Raw genomic sequence first — 18,018 nt, forward strand, 5'->3', positions numbered from 1 at the left:
CCCCCCTCATCACTCCAGGAACATTCACCGGAAGGCTTCGATCGCATGGACGCGGTGGACAGGCAGCTCATCCAGGCCCTGAGGGAGAACGGCCGGGCCTCGTACGCGGAGCTGGGGCGCCTGGTCGGCCTGTCGGGCCCCAGCGTCACCGACCGCATCAACCGGCTGGAGGCGGCCGGTGTCATCACCGGCTACCGCGCCACGGTGGACGCGGCCTCCCTCGGCCTCGGCGTCACCGCCCTGATCGGCATCTCGCTCTCCGACGCCGCCGACCACGAGGACGTCGCCCAGCGGCTGCGGGACCTGACGGAGATCGAGGACTGCTGGTTCATCGCCGGTGACGACTCCTTCATGCTCAAGGTCCGCTCGACGGACGTGGACGGCCTGGAGAAGACCATCCGCCGGCTCAGCGGGACGAAGGGCGTCTCCCGCACCCGTACCACGATCGTGCTGTCCACCAAGTGGGAGAACCGGGTCGGGGAACTGCCGGAAGAGGTCTAGGGATACCGTGGTCGAGTCGTCGTGGAAAGGTGTGGGTATGGACGTCGGGCTCAAGCGCGAGCTGGAGGAGAAGGTCCGTTCCGGTGAGCGGCTGACCCGCGAGGACGGCATCGCGCTGTACGAGTCGGACGACCTCGCCTGGCTCGGCGGACTCGCGCACGAGGTGCGGACCCGCAAGAACGGGGACGTCGTCCACTTCAACGTCAACCGGCACCTCAACATGACCAACGTGTGCACGGCCTCCTGCGCCTACTGCTCGTTCCAGCGCAAGCCGGGCGAGAAGGACGCGTACACGATGCGCATCGAGGAGGCCGTCAAGCTCGCCCAGGCGATGGAGTCGGAGAACCTCACCGAGCTGCACATCGTCAACGGCCTGCACCCGAACCTGCCGTGGCGGTACTACCCGCGTTCGCTGCGCGAGCTGAAGAAGGCGCTGCCGCACGTCTCCCTGAAGGCCTTCACGGCGACGGAGATCCATCACTTCGAGACCATCAGCGGTCTGTCGGCCTCCGAGATCCTGGACGAGCTGATCGACGCGGGCCTGGAGTCGCTGACGGGCGGTGGCGCCGAGATCTTCGACTGGGAGGTCCGGCAGCACATCGTGGACCACCGCACCCACTGGGAGGACTGGTCCCGCATCCACCGCCTGGCGCACGAGAAGGGTCTGAAGACCCCGTGCACCATGCTGTACGGCCACATCGAGGAGCCCCGCCACCGCGTCGACCACGTCCTGCGCCTGCGTGAGCTCCAGGACGAGACCGGCGGCTTCCAGGTCTTCATCCCGCTGCGCTACCAGCACGACTTCGTGGACATGAAGGACGGCAAGGTGCGCAACACCCTCCAGGCGCGCACCCAGATGGCGACCGGCGTGGAGGCGCTGAAGACCTTCGCCGTGTCGCGGCTGCTGTTCGACAACGTCCCGCACGTCAAGGTCTTCTGGGTCATGCACGGCGTGCAGACCGCCCAGCTCGCCCTCCAGCACGGCGCCGACGACATGGACGGCTCGGTGGTGGAGTACAAGATCACCCATGACGCGGACAACTTCGGCACGCCGAACAAGCTGACCCGCGAGGACCTGCTGGAACTGATCCGCGACGCGGGCTTCCGCCCGGTGGAGCGGAACACGCGGTACGAGATCATCCGCGAGTACGAGGGTCCCGACCCGGCGCGCCGGGAGTCGCCGCAGCCGATGCGGGTGTGACTTTCCAGCGAGGGCCGGCTGAGCCGACCAGGGGCGCGGGGAACTGCGCGACAAGCCACGGCGCTTGCCGCAGCCGGGCGGCGGCCTGTACGACCCCTCGGTTCCCCGCCGGAACGAGGGGTACTCGGCCGGCATGCCGGCAACGAAGGCCCCCGAGGACGCCTACAGCGCGGCTCCCTTCGTGCCCGACGGCGCCGATCTCCAAGCCCTCCGCCGAGCCGCCGCGGGCTGTCGCGGCTGCCCCCTGCACCGCGACGCCACCCAGACCGTCTTCGGCGCCGGGGAGGCCGGCGCCCGCGTGATGCTCGTGGGGGAGCAGCCCGGTGATCAGGAGGACCGGCAGGGCAGGCCCTTCGTCGGGCCCGCCGGCAAGCTGCTCGACCGGGCCCTGGCGGAGGCCGGCCTCGACCCCTGCGACGCCTACGTCACCAACGCGGTCAAGCACTTCAAGTTCACCCGGGCCGAGCCCCGCAAGCGCCGTATCCACAAGACGCCGAGCCTGCGCGAGATGACGGCCTGCGGTCCCTGGCTGGCGGCGGAGCTGGCGCTGGTGGAGCCGGAGCTGATCGTGGTCCTGGGCGCGACGGCCGGGAAGGCGCTGCTGGGTCCGTCGTTCCGGGTGAGCCAGGTGCGCGGGACCGTGCTGGAGGAGGAGATCCACGGCCGGCCGGAGCGGCTGGTGCCGACCGTGCACCCGTCGGCCGTGCTGCGCGCGGACGACCGCGAGCAGGCGTACCGGGGCCTGGTGGCCGACCTGGAGGTGGCCGCGCGCGCCCTTGGGTGATCACGCACCCTTGAGTAATAAGTAAACTGCCGCCGTGCCTCTTACTTTCACCCTGGACCCCGCCATCACCCCCGCCCTGCGCGACGGCATCCTCGACCTGTGGACGGACGTCACCGACGCGGGCGGCGCCGTCGGCTTCGTGGCGCCGGCGGACCGCGAGGAGATACGCCCGGAGCTGGTACGGCACTTCGCGCAGATGGCCGAGGGCCGCACCCGGCTGCTCGTCGGCCACGACGAGGCCGGCGAGGTCGCGGCGACCGCCTTCCTCACCCGCAACACCCACCGGCTGATGACCCACTGGCTGTGGCTGTACACGGTGATGGTGCACCCCCGCCACCAGGGCCGGGGGTACGGCCGCGACCTGCTGGCCGCCGCCGCGGACGCGGCCCGCGGGATGGAGGGCATCGAGGCCGTTCGGCTGACCTGCCGGGGCGGGCTGGGCCTGGAGCGCTTCTACGGCTCCTGCGGCTACAAGGAGGTCGGCCGCGTCCCGGACGCCATCCGGGTGGCGCCCGGCGACGACCGCGACGACATCGTCATGCTGCTGCCGCTCCGCTGACGCCGACCCCCCTGCACGACCGTCCGGCGTCCGTGCTTCACTGGACGATGACCCCTTTTGGAATCGGACGAGTGGATTGAGATGCTCCGCTACACGCTGATGCGCCTCGGTATCTTCGCGGGCTGCCTCTTGATCGTCTGGGGAGCCGTCTACTCGGGCATCTTCCCGCGCGGCTTCGGCGAGTCCAATGGACTGTGGGTCCTGCTGCTCGCCCTGGTCCTGTCCGCGCCGATCAGCTGGGTGGCGCTGCGCCGGGAACGGGACCGGGCCTCCGTGCAGATCGTGCACAAGGTCGACCGGATGAAGGCCAACCTGGACGCCAACCGCAGCCAGGAGGACGTCGCCGACGACGCGTCGCGGGCGCAGGACGGGGCCACCGCGTCCAGCTGACGGCGCCGCCGGTCCCCCCGGGGTCTTCCGTGAGAGGCCCTAGGCTTGCCCTCATGGGTGCCGTCAAGACCAAACGGATGCCGAGGGCGGTGCGGGAGCGGCAGATGCTCGACGCTGCCGTACGCATCTTCGGGCAGCGCGGGTACATGGCCGCCTCGATGGACGAGATCGCCGAACTCGCGGGCGTGTCCAAGCCGTTGGTCTACCTGTACCTGAACTCGAAGGAAGACCTCTTCACCGCGTGCATCCGCCGCGAGGCCGCCGCGCTCACCGAGGCCGTGCGCGCGGGCGTCCGGCCGGGGCTGCCCGCCGACCGGCAACTCTGGGACGGCCTGCGGGCGTTCTTCGCGCACACCGCCGAGCACCCCGACGGCTGGTCGGTGCTGCACCTCCAGGCCCGTACGCACGGCGAGCCCTTCGCGGCCGAGGTCGCCGCGATGCGCGCGGAGATCGTCGCGTTCGTGACCCGGCTGGTCGCGGTCGCGGCCCGCGAGGCCCACCGCGATCCCGACCTGCCCGAACACGAGGTGGCGGGCCTGGCCGAGGCCCTGGTCGGCGCCGCCGAGTCCCTCGCCGCCTGGGCCAACGCCACTCCGGGGACGACGGCCCGCCAGGCGGCGGCCACCCTGATGAACTTCGCCTGGGCGGGCCTGGGCAACCTGATGCGGGGCCAGGTCTGGACACCGCCGGCCGAGCCGGCCTAGGGGCGCCGGGCGCACCGCGCGAGCGACCCCCGCATCCGGTCGCACCCGGCGACGGCCCTCACGTCCCGCGCACGTCCCCCTCCACATGCACCCGCCCGTCCGCCGCCGCCCGCAACTCGAACCGCCCGCTGCCGTCGGCCCCGTACACCACCGTCCCCGGCAGCAGCACCGGCGCCCGGAACCGCGCCCTGACCTCGGTGGCGCCGGGGGTGCCGTGGGCGGCCAGGCAGCGGGCCAGGGTCCACATGCCGTGGGCGATGGCGCGGGGGAAGCCGAAGAGGCGGGCGGTGAGGGGGTGCAGGTGGATGGGGTTGCGGTCGCCGGAGGCGGCGCCGTACCGCCGTCCCACGTCCCCGGCGAGGCTCCACTCGGCGGCGGCGGGCAGCGCGGCGCCGGCGTCCGGCCGTGGCCCGGGTGGCGTACCGGGGCCCTCGCGCGTCTCGGACGGCGTTCCGGCGCCGGTGCGGTGCCGGGCCAGGTACGTGCTCCGGGACTCCCACAGCACGCTCCCGCCCGACCGCAGTTCCGTCACCACCGTCGCCTCCGTCCCCCGCCGGTGCGCGGCCAGTCCGGCGACCCACACGCCGAGTTCGTACGCGCGGTCCGCCGCCGGCGCGGCGGCCTGGGTGATCTCGATCGACGTGTGCACCAGCCCCAGCAGCGGCAGCGGGAAGTCCCGCCCGCTCATCAGCCGCATGGCCAGCGGGAAGCCGAGGACGTGGGGATAGGTGACCGGGAGGTCGGGCTCGCCGGTCGGGTAGCCGCAGACCCGCTCGTACGCGGCCAGCCTGGCCAGGTCGACGCGGACGCCGGGCAGCACCAGGCGGGTGCGCGGGAAGGCCGCGTCCGGGGCGGGGCGCTTGAAGGGCGAGCGCAGGGCGCCCCGGGCCAGCAGCGGGGCCAGCGCGGGGGGCGCGGTCAGGGTGACGGCGGTCATCACGCCCCCAGCAGGCTCTGGCCGCAGACGCGGACGACCTGGCCGTTGACCGCGCCGGAGGCCGGGTGGGCGAGCCAGGCGGTGGTCTCGGCGACGTCGACGGGCAGCCCGCCCTGCGCGAGGGAGTTCATGCGGCGGCCCGCCTCGCGGATGAGCAGCGGGATCGCGGCGGTCATCCTCGTCTCGATGAACCCGGGCGCCACCGCGTTAACGGTCACCCCGTGCCCGGCGAGCGCGCGCGGCGCCAGGGACCGTACGAGACCGGCGATCCCCGCCTTGCTCGCGCCGTAGTTGGTCTGGCCCGCGTTGCCCGCGAGCCCGGCGATGGAGGCGGTGGCCACGATCCGCCCGCCGGCGCGGAGGGCGCCGCCGGCGAGCAGCGCGTCGGTGGTGCGCAGCACGCCGCCCAGGTTGACCTCCAGCACCGACCGCCACCGGTCCGCCGGCATGTTGGCCAGCCGCCGGTCCCGGGTGATGCCCGCGTTGTGGACGAGGACGTCCAGTCCGCCGGGGAGGGCGTCGGCGATGCGCTCGCCCGCGTCGGCGGCGGTGATGTCGAGGGCGAGGGCGGTGCCGCCGAGCCGTTCGGCCACCCGGCGGGCGTCGGCCTCGGCGGCGGGCACGTCCAGGACGACGACCCGGGCGCCGTCCCGCGCCAGCGTCCCGGCGACGGCCTCGCCGATCCCGCGCGCGGCTCCCGTGACCAGGGCGGTGCGTCCGTCGAACGGCCGCTCCCGGTCGGCCGGGGCGGTGACCTCCGTGCCGCCGACCTCGATCACCTGGCCGCTGACGTAGGCGGACCGGGGGGAGAGCAGGAACCGCAGGGTGGACTCGGCGGCCCCGGCGTCCGTCAGCCGGACCAGGTTGACGGTCCTGCCGCGCCCGATCTCCTTGCCGAGGGAGCGGGTGAAGCCCTCCAGGGCCTGCTGGGCGGCCGACTGGTGGTGGTCGGCGGGGTCGAGGGGGGCGCCCAGCACCAGCACCCGGCCGCTGGGGGCGACGGACCGTACGACGGGGTGGAGGGCCGCGTGCACCTCGGCGAGCGTGCCGACGTCCCGCACCCCGGTGGCGTCCAGGACGACGGCGGCGGGGTCCCGGTCGCCGGCGGCGAGGCCGGTACGGCCGAGGACGGGCGCGAGGTCGAGGGCGGACTCCCCGGCGGTCAGGTGCAGCAGGGGGCCCGGCAGCGCGGGCCGCTGCGGTGACCACCGGATCAGCTCGGCCGGCTGGGGCAGGCCCAGGCGCCGGGTGAGGAAACGGCCGGGGGCCGTGCCGGTGAGGCTGAGGTAGCGGTCGGCCATCTGCGACTCCCGCGCGACTCGGTTCGAAGGGCTGGACATTGCTTACTCTGAAGTAAGGTTACCGAAGGTAAGTCAAGGTGGGCCACCGCCGGGTGAACCACCGTCACGGGTGAGGAGCAGATCGACATGAGCCCCCTGGAGCCACCCCGCGCACGCCGGGTCGCGGTGCTCGGCGGCACCCGCGTCCCGTTCGCCCGCTCCGACGGTCCCTACGCCACCGCGAGCAACCAGGAGATGCTGACCGCCGCCCTGAACGGCCTCACCGACCGCTACGGCCTGCACCGCCCCGGCGCGGTCGGCGAGTTCGTCGCCGGCGCGGTCCTCAAGCACAGCCGGGACTTCAACCTGGCCCGCGAAACCGTGCTCGGCTCCCGGCTGGACCCGCGCACCCCCGCCTACGACGTCCAGCAGGCCTGCGGCACCGGACTCCAGGCCGTCATCGCCGCCGCCAACAAGATCGCCCTCGGCCAGACCGAGTCGGCGGTGGCGGGCGGCGCCGACACGGCGAGCGACGCGCCCCTGGGTGTCAACGACGGCCTGCGCCGCATCCTCCTGGAGGCGCGCCGGGCGAAATCCGCGTCCGCCCGCCTGAAGGCGCTGGCCCGCATCCGCCCCGCGCACCTCGTCCCGGACGTCCCGCGCAACGCCGAGCCGCGCACCGGCCTGTCGATGGGCGAGCACGCGGCGGTCACCGCCCGCGCCTGGGGCATCTCCCGCCGGGCCCAGGACGAACTGGCGGCCACCAGCCACCGGCGCCTCGCCGCCGCCTACGAGCGGGGCTTCTTCGCGGACCTGGTGGTCCCCTTCCGGGGCCTGGAACGGGACCAGAACCTCCGCCCGGACTCCACCCCGGAGAAACTGGCCGCCCTGAAGCCGGTGTTCGGCACGGACCACCCCGGCCCCACCATGACGGCCGGCAACTCCACGCCCCTCACGGACGGCGCCGCCCTCGTCCTGCTGGCGAGCGAGGAGTGGGCCGAGGCGCGCGGCCTGGAACCGCTCGCGTACCTGACCGCGTACGAGACGGCGGCCGTCGACTTCGTCCACGGGGACGTGACGGGCGGCGCGCAGGGCGAGGACGGACTGCTGATGGCGCCGGCGTACGCGGTCCCGCGCCTGCTGGAGCGCACCGGCCTGGACCTGGCCGACTTCGACCTGGTCGAGATCCACGAGGCCTTCGCCTCCCAGGTGCTGGCCACGCTGGCGGCCTGGGAGAAGCGGGGCCTGCCGCCCGTGGACCGTGCGCGCCTGAACGCCACGGGCTCCTCGCTGGCCACGGGCCACCCCTTCGCGGCGACGGGCGCCCGCATCGTGGCGACCCTGGCCAAGCAGCTGGCGGAGCGGGAGGGTACGGGCAAGGGGCTGATCTCGGTCTGCGCGGCGGGCGGCCAGGGGGTGACGGCGATCCTGGAGCGCCCCTGACACCGGCCGGCAGGCAGAGGTGAACACCCGTCACATAACCCCCGAGGCTGCACATCCCCGGCCCCGGATCATCCCCGGACCCGCACAACCCCCTCACAGCGGAGTCGTACGATCACCTGCCTAACCAGCGGTAACGCCCTGTCCCCGAAGGCCCACCGCAGGTGCACGCACGCCAGAGGAGCCGCCCGTGTCCACGCCGTACCCGACCCCGCCCGCCTCCTCCGGCACCCCGGTCTCCGCCACCGACTACGACGGCCGCCCGGTCCTCGTCGAACCCGTGACGGTCCGGCTCGACGGGGCCGTACGGGAAGTGACGGTCCCCCCGTTCGCGCCCCCGGTCACCCACGGCTCCCTCGCCGACCTCCCGTACGAGAACGCCGAGACCGATCCCGACCGGGTCGTCCTCAGCCGCAAGCGGTCCGACGGCAGTTGGACGGACGTGACGGCCGCGCGCTTCGCCGCCGAGGTGCAGGCCGTGGCCAAGGGCCTGGTCGCCGAGGGGCTGATGCCCGGCGACCGCATCGCCGTCATGTCCCGCACCACGTACGAGTGGACCCTGCTCGACTTCGCCGCCTGGGCGGCCGGCCTGGTCACGGTCCCGGTCTACCCGACCTCCTCCGCCTTCCAGACCCGCTGGATCCTGCACGACTCCGGCGCGGTCGCCCTGATCACCGAGACCGCCGCCCAGGCCGCCGCCATCGGACCCGAGCTCCCCCACCTGCCCGACCTGCGCCGCCTGTGGGTGATGGAGAAGGACCACGTGGCCCGGCTCGCCGAAGCGGGCGCACTCGTGCCCGAGGGCGAGACCGGCGTACGCCGGGGCATGCTCGGCCCCGACACGCTCGCCACGCTCATCTACACCTCCGGCACCACCGGCCGCCCCAAGGGCTGCGCCCTCTCGCACGGCAACTTCTTCGCCGAGGTCGACAACGCGATCGAACTGCTCCACCCCGTCTTCAAGGCGCAGGGCGAAGACCCCTCGGTCCTGCTCTTCCTGCCCATGTCCCACGTCTTCGGCCGCATGGTGGCCATCGCCTGCGTCCGCGCCCGGGTCCGCCTCGGCCACGCCCCCAGCCTGGCCCCGCGGGACCTCCTCCCGGACCTGGACGCCTTCAAGCCGACCTGCCTGCTGACCATCCCCTACATGCTGGAGAAGGTGTACAACGCGGCGCGCGCCAAGGCGGAGGCGGGCGGCCGGGCGTCGGTCTTCGACCGGGCGGCGGCCGTGGCCGAGCGGTACGGCGAGGCGCTGGAGGCCCGCCAGACCGGCGCGGGCAACGGTCCGGGCCGTGCCCTGAAGACACAGCGCGCCTTCTACGACCCCCTCGTCTACCGCCGCATCCGCGCCGCCATGGGGGGCCGCGTCCGGTACGCCATCTGCGGCGGCTCCCCGCTCGGCCGCCGCCTCGCCGCGTTCTACGCCGGCGCCGGCATCGAGATCTTCGAGGGCTACGGCCTCACGGAGACCACCGGCGCCTCCACGGTCACCCCGCCCCTGAAGCCCCGCCTGGGCACGGTCGGCTGGCCGCTGCCGGGCACACGGGTGAGGATCGCGGCGGACGGCGAGATCCTGGTCGGCGGCGACCACGTGCTGCGCGGCTACTGGGACCCCCAGGCAGGCGGAGTGGTCCCGGCGACCCGCGACGGCTGGCTGCCCACGGGCGACCTCGGCGAACTGGACGACGAGGGCTACCTGACCATCACCGGCCGCAAGAAGGAACTCCTGATCACGGCGGGCGGCAAGTCGGTGGCCCCGGCCCCGCTGGAGAACTGGCTGCGCCAGCACCCGCTGATCTCCCAGGTGATGCTGGTGGGCGACGGCCGCCCCTACGTCGCCGCGCTCGTCACCCTGGACCGCGACGGCATCACGCACTGGCGCCAGATGATCGGCAAGCACCCGGTGCCGCCGGAACTCCTGGTGGACGACGAGGAGCTGCGCGCGGTCCTGCAACGAGCGCTGGACGAGGCCAACCGGATGGTGTCCCGCCCCGAGTCCATCCGCCGCTTCGCCGTGCTCCCGGTGGACTTCACCGAGTCGGCCGGCCACCTGACCCCGTCCATGAAGCTGCGCCGGGACCAGATCCTGCGGGACTTCGCGGCGGAGGTGGAGGGCTTGTACGAGCGCTGAGGGGACCGGCGCCGGAACGGTCACGTCACCGCACCGGCGACGGTCGGCACCCGCTCCTCGCTGGTCCCGCCTCCTCCGGACTCGGCGGGGCGGGGAGCGGGTTGCCGCCTGGGTCGGTCGCGGCCCGCGCACGATCCTCGCGCGCCGTGCCGGGCCCAGTCAATCCTTGGGTTTCCTCATCAAACCCCAGTGTTAGCTTGGGCCTTGTGACCCTCGAAGACCTCCGTGTGTTCGTCGCCGTGTGCCGGGCGGGCAGCCTCAGCTCGGTCGCCCGTGACCTCGGCCGCACCCAGTCCGCCGTCAGCCAGCACGTCAAGCGGCTGGAGCGGGAGACCGGCGTGGCCCTGCTGGAACGCCAGCCGCGCGGGGTCGTGCCGACGCGGGCCGGCCGGATACTGGAGGCCGCCGCGGGCGAGGGCATCAACGCCCTGGACGTCGCCGTACGACAGCTGCGCGACCTGGTCGACGGCCACAGCGGGTACGTCCGCGTGGCCACCGGCGCGACGACCGTCCGGCACTTCATGTCCGACGCGGTCGTCGCGTTCCGCCGCCTGCATCCCACGGTCAACCTGGAGTTCCGCACGGTCAGTTCGGGCCGGGGCAGCTTCGACGCCCTCGCCGACGGCACGCTGGACCTCGCCTGGATCACCATCGGCCCGCCGGTCCGGGGCATCGAGCAGCGGACGGTCGTGGAGCTGCCGTGGCTCCTCGCGGTCCGGGCGGACGACCCGGTGGCCGGCCGCCCGCACCTGGACCCGGCCGAGCTGTCCGGCGCCCGGGTCATCCGGCTCCCGCCGAACTCCACGTCCGCCGCCCACCTGGAAGCGGCGTGCGCCGAACGGGGCGTCCGGTTCGCCTACGAGCCGAGCGTGGCCGACTGGGACACGGCCCTGCTCCTCGCCGAGCTGGGGATCGGAAGGGCGGTCGTACCGGCCGTACCGGGGCTGCCGGTCCCCGGTGACGGCCCGCTGCGCCTGATCCCGCTGCCCGGCCTGCGTCCCCTCCCCGTCGGCTGGGCGGTCCGCCGCTGGGACGCGCTCAGCCCGCCGGCCCGGGCCTTCGCGGACACGGTCGCCGCGTTGCGCTGAGCGCCAGCTCCACCCAGACCGTCTTGCCGACGTCCCGCTCGGACACGCCCCAGAGGGTGGCCAGCACCTGCACGATCACGAGACCCCGGCCGTTCTCGTCCTCCAGCCCCCCGTCGAGGAAGCGGAGGGCGCGGTCGCCCCGGGCGTCGCTCACCTCGATACGCAAGGTGTCCTCGGCGGGGCGCAGCGCGAGCCGCAGTTCGAAGTCCCGGCCCGGTACGCGACCGTGGGTGACGGCGTTGGCGGCGAGTTCGGCCACGACGAGCTGGGCGGTGTGGCTGAGGTCGCCGTCATGGGGATACCCCCAGGTGGCGAGCGCGGCACCGGTGAGCCGCCGCGCCAGCCGGGCGCCTCGCGGCGTGGCGCTGAGCCGTTGGACGAGTTCGGTTGGGGGGGTGGAGATTTCTACGTTCACATCACCGAGCGTGGTCACTTCTCCCTACGCTGACCAGGGGAGACCCGGCGACTGTCCGTAGTCGTACGGGTGCGTTTCGTGGGAGTACGGGTCAGTCGGAGGGCACGTGACGGAGGAGAGCGGGCGCAGGCCGGAGACGCCGGCGGAGGAGAACGGGTCGGCCGGGGTGTTCGCCGTCCTGGGCAAGCAGCTGAAGCTGATGCGGGAGCGGGCGGGGCTGAACCAGCGGGAGTTCGGCCAGTTGGTGGGGTATGGCCCGGACCAGATCTCCGCGATGGAGCGAGGGGTGCGTACGCCGAGGCCGGAATTCCTGCGGCGGGCCGACGAGATCCTGGCCGCCAACGGCGTGTTCATCGCGGTCATCCCGGAGGTGGAGGAGGCGATGACCAGGGCGCGGACACGGCATCCCGAGTGGTACCGGGGTTATGCGGTGCTGGAGGCGCAGGCAGTGTCCCTGCACGACTACAGCACCATGGGCGTGCTGGGCCTGCTCCAGACCGAGGACTATGCGCGCGCGGTGTTCACCCAGCGGCATCCGCCCCTGGACGAGGAGACCATCGAGAAGCGGGTGGCCGACCGGCTCTCGCGCCAGCAGATCTTCGAGCAGTGGCCGCCGCCCGAGTTCAGCTTCGTCATCGAGCAGGCGGTGCTGGAGCGGCCGATCGGTGGGCCGAAGGTGCACGAGGACCAACTGCGTCAGTTGCTGAGGATCGGTCGGCGGCGCAATGTGCAGTTGCAGGTCATGCCAACAGGACGGCACGAACACCCTTGCTTGGACAACGGCTTCACCTTGCTCATCCCCAAGGGGAAGGAGCAAGTTGCTTACATGGAGTCACAGGGGTACCCCAAGCTGATCAGTGACCGAGAAGAGGTCCGCGTCCTCGCCGCTCGCTATGGGATCATCCGGGCTCAGGCCCTCAACCCGCACGAGTCCCTGGACTTGATCGAGAAGATGCTGGACGGACGATGACCATAGAGCAGTTGACCTGGTTCAAGTCGAGCTACAGCAGCGGCGAAGGCGGCCAGTGCCTGGAAGTCGCCGCCCACCCCACCGCCATCCACATCCGCGACTCGAAGCAACCCCTCGCCGCCCACCTCACCGTCACCCCCTCCGCCTGGTCAGCCTTCCTTCTGGGCGAGAAGGAACGCCTGCGGGACGGGTGATTCGCCGCGCGTCACCTCGGGCCCCCGCACGGTGGTGGAGCGGACGGTGAAGCCGGCGCCGGTGAGCAGGTCCGCCATCTGCTCGGGGCGGCGCCGGTGGTAGTCCAGGGCCACGTCATGGCCGAAGGGGCGTTCGAGGCGGAGCGGTACGTCGCCCACCTGGAAGGCGAGGAGGAGCCGTCCGCCGGGCGCCAGCACGCGGTGGAACTCGGCGAACAGGCCGGGGAGTTCGTCCACGGGTGTGTGGATGCTGGAGTACCAGGACACGACCCCGGCCAGCGAACCGTCGGCCGAAGAGAGTTCCCGCATCGAGCCCTGCTCGAACCGCAGGGCGGGATACCGGCGGCGGGCGATGGCGATCATCGCGTCCGAGAGGTCGACGCCGAAGACGGACAGGCCCAGACCGGCGAGGTGGGCGGTGACGTCGCCGGGGCCGCAGCCGAGGTCGGCCACCGTGCCGTGGGGGCCGACCTGTTCGGCGTACGCGCCGAGGAGGGCGCGTTCCAGGGGCCGTTCGGCGAGGGGATCGCGGAAGTGGCCGGCGTAGTCCTCGGCGATGGTGTCGTAGAAGGCGCGGGTGTCGGTCATGGGCAGGGACCGTAGCGGCCCGCACTGACACCCCGCTTAGGCTGCTGTCGTTGGCCAATGCATTTACTGGGGGGTACGGGCCGGTGAACCGGTCGACGGAGGTGTTCCAGCCGCTCCAGGCGGACGACCCGCCCGTGGTGGCGGGTTACCGTCTCGCCGCGCGGCTGGGCGCGGGCGGTATGGGCCGGGTCTACCTGTCCCACACACAGGGCGGACGGCCCGTCGCGCTGAAGGTCGTACGGCCGGAACTGGCGGACGATCCGGATTTCCGGCGGCGGTTCGGCAGGGAGGTCAAGGCGGCTCGGCGGGTGAAGGGGGCGTACACCGCCGAGCTGATCGACGCCGACGCGGACGGCGTCCCGCCGTGGCTGGCCACGCTGTACGTGCCGGGGCCGTCCCTGACGGAGGCCGTGGCCCGGCGCGGGCCGTTGCCGGTGGCGGCCGTGCTGTGGCTGATGGCGGGGGTGGCCGAGGCGCTGGAGGCCATCCACGCCGAGGGCATCGTGCACCGGGACCTGAAGCCGTCGAACGTGCTGCTGGCCGCCGACGGTCCCCGGGTGATCGACTTCGGTATCGCACTGGCGGCCGACGGGACCTCGTACACGGCGACGGGCGGCACGATCGGCACGCCCTCGTTCATGGCTCCGGAGCAGGCGTCCGGGGGCGAGGTGACGGCGGCGACCGACGTCTTCGCGCTCGGGCAGACGGCCGCGTTCGCGGCGCTGGGCAGGCCGCTGTACGGGGACGGTCCGGCCGTGAACGTGCTGTACCGGATCGTGCACGAGGAACCCGGCCTCGATCTGCTGCCCGAGCCGCTGCGTCCGCTGCTCGCCCGGTGCCTGGCCGCCGATCCGGCGGAGCGGGCCACCGCGGCGGAGGTCGTGGAATGGTGCCGGCAGCGGCTGGGCGCGGACGCCGACGCGGGCGGGGGGCCGGCCGTGTGGCGGGAGATCACCGGGCCGGAAGCCGCGGTTCCGGCACCCGTACCGGAGCCGACCCGGGCGTACGCCCGGCAGCCGCCGACCGCGCCGGCCGGCTGGCCGCAGCCGACGCCGGAGCAGCGGAAGGCCTTCCGCAGGCGGCGCGCCGCGCTGATCTCGGTCGCGGGTGTGGCGGGCGGCGCGCTGCTGGCGGCGCTCCTGGCATGGTCGGTCATGGACGCGAACGGCCGGTCCGACAGGCGGGACACGGCGGGCTCCCGGACGTCGGCCGCGGGACATTCTCCGAGATCGTCGGCGTCCTCGTCCGCGTCGAACGCCAAGGACTCCTCGGGCTCCGGCGCTGCCGCTGACGGTGCGCCCGGCGTGGCGCAGTCCCCCTCGCCCTCGTTGTCACAGCCGCAGGCCGAGCCGTACGCCCCGCTGATGGTGGACGCGAAGAACCCGATCAGCATCGAGGACCCGTTCGGCAAGCCGAAGAACGACAAGGGGGCCATCCGCTTCGGCTGCAAGACGGCCGGCTGCGAGCTGGAGAGCGACGGCAGCGTGTTCGTCCAGATGATGGGCGGGCACGGCAGCACCCTCGACGACTGCCGTCTCTTCCTCAAGCACGCCACGTACCACCGCCTGCCGCTGGCCGCGTCGGCGGCCGGCACCGAGATCTGCATCAAGCACCCCTCGGGGGACATCGCGCTGTTCACGATCCAGACCAAGTCGACCGCGCTGCCCGACATCGGGTTCGTCATGGGCGACTTGGCGGTCTGGCGAGAGGCCGCCTAGCTCACCCCCATCCCCCGCAACACCGCCGTCGTCACGGCCGCCCCCAGTACCACCACGACGAACGGCGCCCGGCGCCAGGCCAGCGCGGCGCCGGCCAGGACGCCGGCGGGGCGGGCCCAGCCCGCGAAGCCGCCGGACTCGGTCAGGGCGCCCGTGGCCAGCAGGGCGACCAGGAGGACCACCGCGCCCGCCGTGGCCAGTTCCTGGACGCGGGGCGGGACGGTGACCCGGCCGTGCAGAGCCGGGCCGACCAGCCGGAAGGCGTACGTGCCGACGGCCAGGGCGAGGATCACGACGAGCGTGGTGTTCACGCGGCGGCTCCCCGGTCGGCCGGGCGGCGGTGCAGGAGCAGTCCCGCCAGGGCCAGCAGGACCGGGACCCCGGCCGGGACGGCGGGCGTGACCGCCAGGGCCAGGGCGGCGCCGAGCAGGGCGCACCGCCGTACCGCCGCGTCCGCGCGGAGGGCGGGCAGGACCAGGGCGACGAGGACGGCGGGGAACGCGGCGTCCAGGCCGTAGCGGGCGGTGTCGCCGAGGGCGCCGCCCGCGAGCCCGCCGGCCAGCACGCCGATGTTCCACACGGCGAACAGGCCGAGCCCGGAGATCCAGAACGCCCGCCGCTGCCGTACCGGGTCGGACTGGGCGAGGGCGAAGGCGACCGTCTCGTCGGTGACCAGATGGGCGCCCAGGAAACGGGTCGCGCGGTTGGTGCCGATGATCTCGGCCACGGCGAGGCTGAAGGCCGCGGTCCGGGTGTTGAGCAGCAGCCCGGTGGCCACGGCGGCGACGGGCCCGCCCCCGGCGAGCAGCACGCCCACCGCGCTGAACTGGGCCGATCCCGCGTAGACCACCAGCGACATCAGCACCGGCACCCACAGGGGCAGTCCGCCGGCGACGGAGACGGCGCCGAAGGAGACGCCGACGATGCCGCTGGCGAGCCAGACGAGCGAGCTGTCGCGGAGGAGGGAACGGTCCGCGTCGGGCGGGGGCGGTGTTCGGTGTGGCGAACGCATGTTCTCTACGATGGACAGTGAGCGCCCTGTCCGTCAAGGCGAACGATCGTACCGATGGAGCGAACGCACATGTCCGAGGTGCCCGCCCGGCTCCCCCTGGAGTGGATCGCCGCGTCCCTGAAGCGGGAGCGCGGACGTGCCGGCCTGTCCCTGTCCGAGCTGGCCAAGCGGGCCGGAATCGCCAAGTCCACGCTGTCCCAGCTGGAGGCCGCGAGCGGGAACCCGAGCATGGAGACCATCTGGGCGCTCGCGGTGGCGCTCGGCGTGCCGTTCAGCGCGCTGGTGGAGTCACCGGCGCCCAGCGTCCAGGTGATCCGGGCCGGCGAGGGGCCCACGGTCGGCTCGGAGCGGTCCAGCTATGTGGCCGCGCTGCTGTCGGCGAGCCCGCCGGGGGCGCGCCGGGACATTTATCACGTGTGGCTGGAGCCCGGGAGCGTACGGGATTCAGAGCCTCACACCCCGGGGACCGTCGAGCACATCGTGGTCAGCGACGGGGCCGTGAAAGCCGGTCCGCGCGGCGAGGCCGTGGAACTCGGCCCCGGGGACTACATGTCGTACCGGGGAGACGTGCCCCACGCGTACGAGGCGCTCGCGGCCGGGACCAAGTTCGTGCTGATCATGCAGCACATGTGAGCGTGCGTGAATACGAAATGAACGGGGAAAGGCAGGAGCCCCGTCGCCGGTGGCGCGGGGCTCCTTGGGTACTGCACTCAGGTTCTGCGATCAGGCAGTGATCAGACGGGAGTGACGTTCTCCGCCTGCGGGCCCTTCGGGCCCTGCGTCACGTCGAAGCTCACCTGCTGGTTCTCCTCGAGGGAGCGGAAGCCGGAGGCGTTGATCGCGGAGTAGTGAACGAAGACGTCGGGGCCGCCGCCCTCCTGGGCGATGAAGCCAAAGCCCTTTTCGGCGTTGAACCACTTCACGGTTCCGGTAGCCATAAGCCCTCCTTGGGCCCAAAAGGGTTGCCCTGCCTCCAGAACCTGCAAGTGCGAAACGGTGCTGCACGACTGCATTCGTCTGAAAACGACGAGAGCCTGCGGTTACATGCTCCGCAGGCTCTGTACTGCAAGGGAAACCAAACTGCAACTTGCGGCAAGCCTAGCATCCGGGCAGCCGAAAGCAATAGGGGTCAAGATCACGTCACCCGGATGTTTGAACGTCCGCTGGGCCGTTCGGGGGTGGGGCCGGTCCCGGCGCCGTACTCCACGGGGTCTAGCCTCGCGATGTGGACAATTCTCGCACCCGGCCGCGCGTCGGCCACATCCAGTTCCTGAACTGCCTGCCCCTGTACTGGGGGCTCGCGAGAACCGGCACGCTCCTCGACTTCGAGCTCACCAAGGACACCCCGGAGAAGCTCAGCGAGCGGCTCGTGCACGGTGACCTCGACATCGGCCCCGTCACCCTGGTGGAGTTCCTGCGCAACGCCGACGACCTCGTCGCCTTCCCCGACATCGCCGTCGGCTGCGACGGCCCGGTGATGTCCTGCGTGATCGTCTCGCAGGTCCCGCTGGACCGGCTCGACGGCGCCCGGGTCGCCCTCGGCTCGACCTCGCGCACCTCGGTCCGGCTCGCCCAGCTGCTGCTCGCCGAGCGGTACGGCGTCCAGCCCGACTACTACACCTGCCCGCCCGACCTCAGCCTGATGATGCAGGAGGCGGAGGCCGCCGTCCTCATCGGCGACGCCGCCCTGCGCGCCAACCTCCTCGACGGCCCCCGCTTCGGTCTCCAGGTCCACGACCTCGGCGCGCTGTGGAAGGAGTGGACCGGCCTGCCGTTCGTCTTCGCGGTGTGGGCGGCCCGCCGGGACTACCTGGAACGCGAGCCGTTCATCACCCGCAAGGTCCACGAGGCCTTCCTCGCCTCCCGCGACCTCTCCCTGGAAGAGGTGCACAAGGTCGCCGAACAGGCCGCCCGCTGGGAGGACTTCGACGAGGCCACCCTGGAGCAGTACTTCACCACCCTCGACTTCAGCTTCGGCGCGCCGCAGCTGGAGGCCGTCGCCGAGTTCGCCCGCCGGGTCGGCCCGACGACCGGCTTCCCGGCCGACGTGAAGGTGGATCTGCTCCAGCCCTGAACGGGGTAGGAACCCGGGACGGGGCGACCGAG

21 protein-coding genes are annotated in these 18,018 nt (G+C 72.8%); 14 read left to right on the forward strand and 7 right to left on the reverse strand.

The features are described from left to right. Positions 1–45: 45 nt before the first annotated feature. The 6 genes from ACZ5DC_RS12810 to ACZ5DC_RS12835 all read left to right on the forward strand — a co-directional run bounded on the left by ACZ5DC_RS12810 (position 46) and on the right by ACZ5DC_RS12835 (position 4,139). Positions 46–501, forward strand: coding sequence for an Lrp/AsnC family transcriptional regulator (locus tag ACZ5DC_RS12810; protein ID WP_366748466.1), 456 nt, complete (start codon positions 46–48; stop codon positions 499–501). A 37-nt stretch (positions 502–538) separates the two neighbouring features. Beyond that, positions 539–1,702: an aminofutalosine synthase MqnE gene (gene mqnE / locus ACZ5DC_RS12815; protein ID WP_468652130.1), complete on the forward strand. Its 1,164-nt coding sequence runs from the start codon at positions 539–541 to the stop codon at positions 1,700–1,702. Between the two features lie 133 nt (positions 1,703–1,835). Further along, positions 1,836–2,486 carry a UdgX family uracil-DNA binding protein gene (locus tag ACZ5DC_RS12820; protein ID WP_468652132.1) on the forward strand — a complete coding sequence of 217 codons (651 nt, stop codon included), beginning with the start codon at positions 1,836–1,838 and terminating at the stop codon, positions 2,484–2,486. Positions 2,487–2,520: 34 nt separating this feature from the next. Then, positions 2,521–3,045 (forward strand): GNAT family N-acetyltransferase, encoded by a 525-nt coding sequence (locus ACZ5DC_RS12825; protein WP_366748469.1) that lies wholly within the window; start codon positions 2,521–2,523, stop codon positions 3,043–3,045. Positions 3,046–3,126: 81 nt separating this feature from the next. Then, positions 3,127–3,435 (forward strand): DUF4229 domain-containing protein, encoded by a 309-nt coding sequence (locus ACZ5DC_RS12830; RefSeq protein WP_366748470.1) that lies wholly within the window; start codon positions 3,127–3,129, stop codon positions 3,433–3,435. 53 nt (positions 3,436–3,488) lie between these two features. Next, entirely contained in the window at positions 3,489–4,139 is a 651-nt protein-coding gene (locus tag ACZ5DC_RS12835; protein WP_468652135.1) for a TetR/AcrR family transcriptional regulator, read from the forward strand. Between the two features lie 58 nt (positions 4,140–4,197). On the opposite strand, the gene ACZ5DC_RS12840 is transcribed toward ACZ5DC_RS12835, so the two are convergent. Both ACZ5DC_RS12840 and ACZ5DC_RS12845 read right to left on the reverse strand, forming a co-directional pair. Continuing rightward, the gene (locus ACZ5DC_RS12840) at positions 4,198–5,076 is read right to left on the reverse strand and encodes a MaoC family dehydratase (RefSeq protein WP_468652137.1); all 879 of its coding nucleotides are present in this window, start codon (positions 5,074–5,076) and stop codon (positions 4,198–4,200) included. Further along, positions 5,076–6,377, reverse strand: coding sequence for a 3-oxoacyl-ACP reductase (locus ACZ5DC_RS12845; protein ID WP_468652139.1), 1,302 nt, complete (start codon positions 6,375–6,377; stop codon positions 5,076–5,078). Before ACZ5DC_RS12845 ends, ACZ5DC_RS12840 begins: the two co-directional genes overlap by 1 nt. Positions 6,378–6,503: 126 nt before the next feature. On the opposite strand from ACZ5DC_RS12845, the gene ACZ5DC_RS12850 reads away from it, so the two are divergent. The 3 genes from ACZ5DC_RS12850 to ACZ5DC_RS12860 all read left to right on the forward strand — a co-directional run bounded on the left by ACZ5DC_RS12850 (position 6,504) and on the right by ACZ5DC_RS12860 (position 11,015). Then, entirely contained in the window at positions 6,504–7,799 is a 1,296-nt protein-coding gene (locus tag ACZ5DC_RS12850; protein WP_468652141.1) for an acetyl-CoA C-acetyltransferase, read from the forward strand. A gap of 187 nt (positions 7,800–7,986) precedes the next feature. Beyond that, entirely contained in the window at positions 7,987–9,927 is a 1,941-nt protein-coding gene (locus tag ACZ5DC_RS12855) for an AMP-dependent synthetase/ligase (RefSeq protein WP_468652143.1), read from the forward strand. Between the two features lie 206 nt (positions 9,928–10,133). Beyond that, a complete protein-coding gene (locus ACZ5DC_RS12860; RefSeq protein WP_468652145.1) occupies positions 10,134–11,015 on the forward strand; it encodes a LysR family transcriptional regulator in 882 nt (293 codons plus the stop codon). Here the strand turns inward: ACZ5DC_RS12860 and ACZ5DC_RS12865 are convergent. Further along, positions 10,966–11,430, reverse strand: a complete 465-nt coding sequence (locus ACZ5DC_RS12865; protein ID WP_468652147.1) for an ATP-binding protein — start codon at positions 11,428–11,430, stop codon at positions 10,966–10,968. The genes ACZ5DC_RS12860 and ACZ5DC_RS12865 overlap by 50 nt on opposite strands. 106 nt (positions 11,431–11,536) lie before the next feature. On the opposite strand from ACZ5DC_RS12865, the gene ACZ5DC_RS12870 reads away from it, so the two are divergent. Both ACZ5DC_RS12870 and ACZ5DC_RS12875 read left to right on the forward strand, forming a co-directional pair. After that, the gene (locus ACZ5DC_RS12870; RefSeq protein ID WP_468652149.1) at positions 11,537–12,400 is read left to right on the forward strand and encodes a helix-turn-helix domain-containing protein; all 864 of its coding nucleotides are present in this window, start codon (positions 11,537–11,539) and stop codon (positions 12,398–12,400) included. Beyond that, positions 12,397–12,594 carry a DUF397 domain-containing protein gene (locus ACZ5DC_RS12875; RefSeq protein WP_031097097.1) on the forward strand — a complete coding sequence of 66 codons (198 nt, stop codon included), beginning with the start codon at positions 12,397–12,399 and terminating at the stop codon, positions 12,592–12,594. The genes ACZ5DC_RS12870 and ACZ5DC_RS12875 overlap by 4 nt, the downstream gene beginning before the upstream one ends. On the opposite strand, the gene ACZ5DC_RS12880 is transcribed toward ACZ5DC_RS12875, so the two are convergent. After that, a complete protein-coding gene (locus ACZ5DC_RS12880) occupies positions 12,550–13,182 on the reverse strand; it encodes a class I SAM-dependent methyltransferase (protein WP_468652151.1) in 633 nt (210 codons plus the stop codon). The genes ACZ5DC_RS12875 and ACZ5DC_RS12880 overlap by 45 nt on opposite strands. An 83-nt stretch (positions 13,183–13,265) precedes the next feature. Here ACZ5DC_RS12880 and ACZ5DC_RS12885 point away from each other — a divergent pair, with 83 nt between their 5' ends. Next, positions 13,266–14,900, forward strand: a complete 1,635-nt coding sequence (locus ACZ5DC_RS12885) for a serine/threonine-protein kinase (protein WP_468652153.1) — start codon at positions 13,266–13,268, stop codon at positions 14,898–14,900. Here the strand turns inward: ACZ5DC_RS12885 and ACZ5DC_RS12890 are convergent. Further along, a complete protein-coding gene (locus ACZ5DC_RS12890; RefSeq protein ID WP_468652155.1) occupies positions 14,897–15,211 on the reverse strand; it encodes an AzlD domain-containing protein in 315 nt (104 codons plus the stop codon). The genes ACZ5DC_RS12885 and ACZ5DC_RS12890 overlap by 4 nt on opposite strands. After that, positions 15,208–15,912, reverse strand: coding sequence for an AzlC family ABC transporter permease (locus ACZ5DC_RS12895; RefSeq protein WP_468652157.1), 705 nt, complete (start codon positions 15,910–15,912; stop codon positions 15,208–15,210). The genes ACZ5DC_RS12890 and ACZ5DC_RS12895 overlap by 4 nt, the downstream gene beginning before the upstream one ends. 69 nt (positions 15,913–15,981) lie before the next feature. Here ACZ5DC_RS12895 and ACZ5DC_RS12900 point away from each other — a divergent pair, with 69 nt between their 5' ends. Next, the gene (locus ACZ5DC_RS12900; RefSeq protein ID WP_468652159.1) at positions 15,982–16,545 is read left to right on the forward strand and encodes a helix-turn-helix domain-containing protein; all 564 of its coding nucleotides are present in this window, start codon (positions 15,982–15,984) and stop codon (positions 16,543–16,545) included. Positions 16,546–16,646: 101 nt separating this feature from the next. Here the strand turns inward: ACZ5DC_RS12900 and ACZ5DC_RS12905 are convergent, their stop codons facing one another. Next, on the reverse strand, positions 16,647–16,850 hold the full coding sequence (locus ACZ5DC_RS12905; protein WP_003992177.1) for a cold-shock protein: 204 nt from the start codon (positions 16,848–16,850) through the stop codon (positions 16,647–16,649). A 287-nt stretch (positions 16,851–17,137) separates the two neighbouring features. Between ACZ5DC_RS12905 and ACZ5DC_RS12910 the strand changes: the two genes are divergently transcribed. Then, entirely contained in the window at positions 17,138–17,986 is an 849-nt protein-coding gene (locus ACZ5DC_RS12910; RefSeq protein WP_366748484.1) for a menaquinone biosynthetic enzyme MqnA/MqnD family protein, read from the forward strand. The last annotated feature ends 32 nt before the right edge of the window (positions 17,987–18,018 follow it).

This window comes from Streptomyces sp. NPDC031445 (assembly GCF_055581365.1).

Coding starts and splice junctions, on each gene's coding strand:
- ACZ5DC_RS12880 (WP_468652151.1), bottom strand. CDS start 13,182: ATGACCGACACCCGCGCCTTCTACGACACCATCGCCGAGGACTACGCC.
- ACZ5DC_RS12900 (WP_468652159.1), top strand. CDS start 15,982: ATGTCCGAGGTGCCCGCCCGGCTCCCCCTGGAGTGGATCGCCGCGTCC.
- ACZ5DC_RS12830 (WP_366748470.1), top strand. CDS start 3,127: ATGCTCCGCTACACGCTGATGCGCCTCGGTATCTTCGCGGGCTGCCTC.
- ACZ5DC_RS12820 (WP_468652132.1), top strand. CDS start 1,836: ATGCCGGCAACGAAGGCCCCCGAGGACGCCTACAGCGCGGCTCCCTTC.
- ACZ5DC_RS12845 (WP_468652139.1), bottom strand. CDS start 6,377: ATGGCCGACCGCTACCTCAGCCTCACCGGCACGGCCCCCGGCCGTTTC.
- ACZ5DC_RS12810 (WP_366748466.1), top strand. CDS start 46: ATGGACGCGGTGGACAGGCAGCTCATCCAGGCCCTGAGGGAGAACGGC.
- ACZ5DC_RS12905 (WP_003992177.1), bottom strand. CDS start 16,850: ATGGCTACCGGAACCGTGAAGTGGTTCAACGCCGAAAAGGGCTTTGGC.
- ACZ5DC_RS12850 (WP_468652141.1), top strand. CDS start 6,504: ATGAGCCCCCTGGAGCCACCCCGCGCACGCCGGGTCGCGGTGCTCGGC.
- ACZ5DC_RS12875 (WP_031097097.1), top strand. CDS start 12,397: ATGACCATAGAGCAGTTGACCTGGTTCAAGTCGAGCTACAGCAGCGGC.
- ACZ5DC_RS12835 (WP_468652135.1), top strand. CDS start 3,489: ATGGGTGCCGTCAAGACCAAACGGATGCCGAGGGCGGTGCGGGAGCGG.
- ACZ5DC_RS12895 (WP_468652157.1), bottom strand. CDS start 15,912: ATGCGTTCGCCACACCGAACACCGCCCCCGCCCGACGCGGACCGTTCC.
- ACZ5DC_RS12840 (WP_468652137.1), bottom strand. CDS start 5,076: ATGACCGCCGTCACCCTGACCGCGCCCCCCGCGCTGGCCCCGCTGCTG.
- mqnE (WP_468652130.1), top strand. CDS start 539: ATGGACGTCGGGCTCAAGCGCGAGCTGGAGGAGAAGGTCCGTTCCGGT.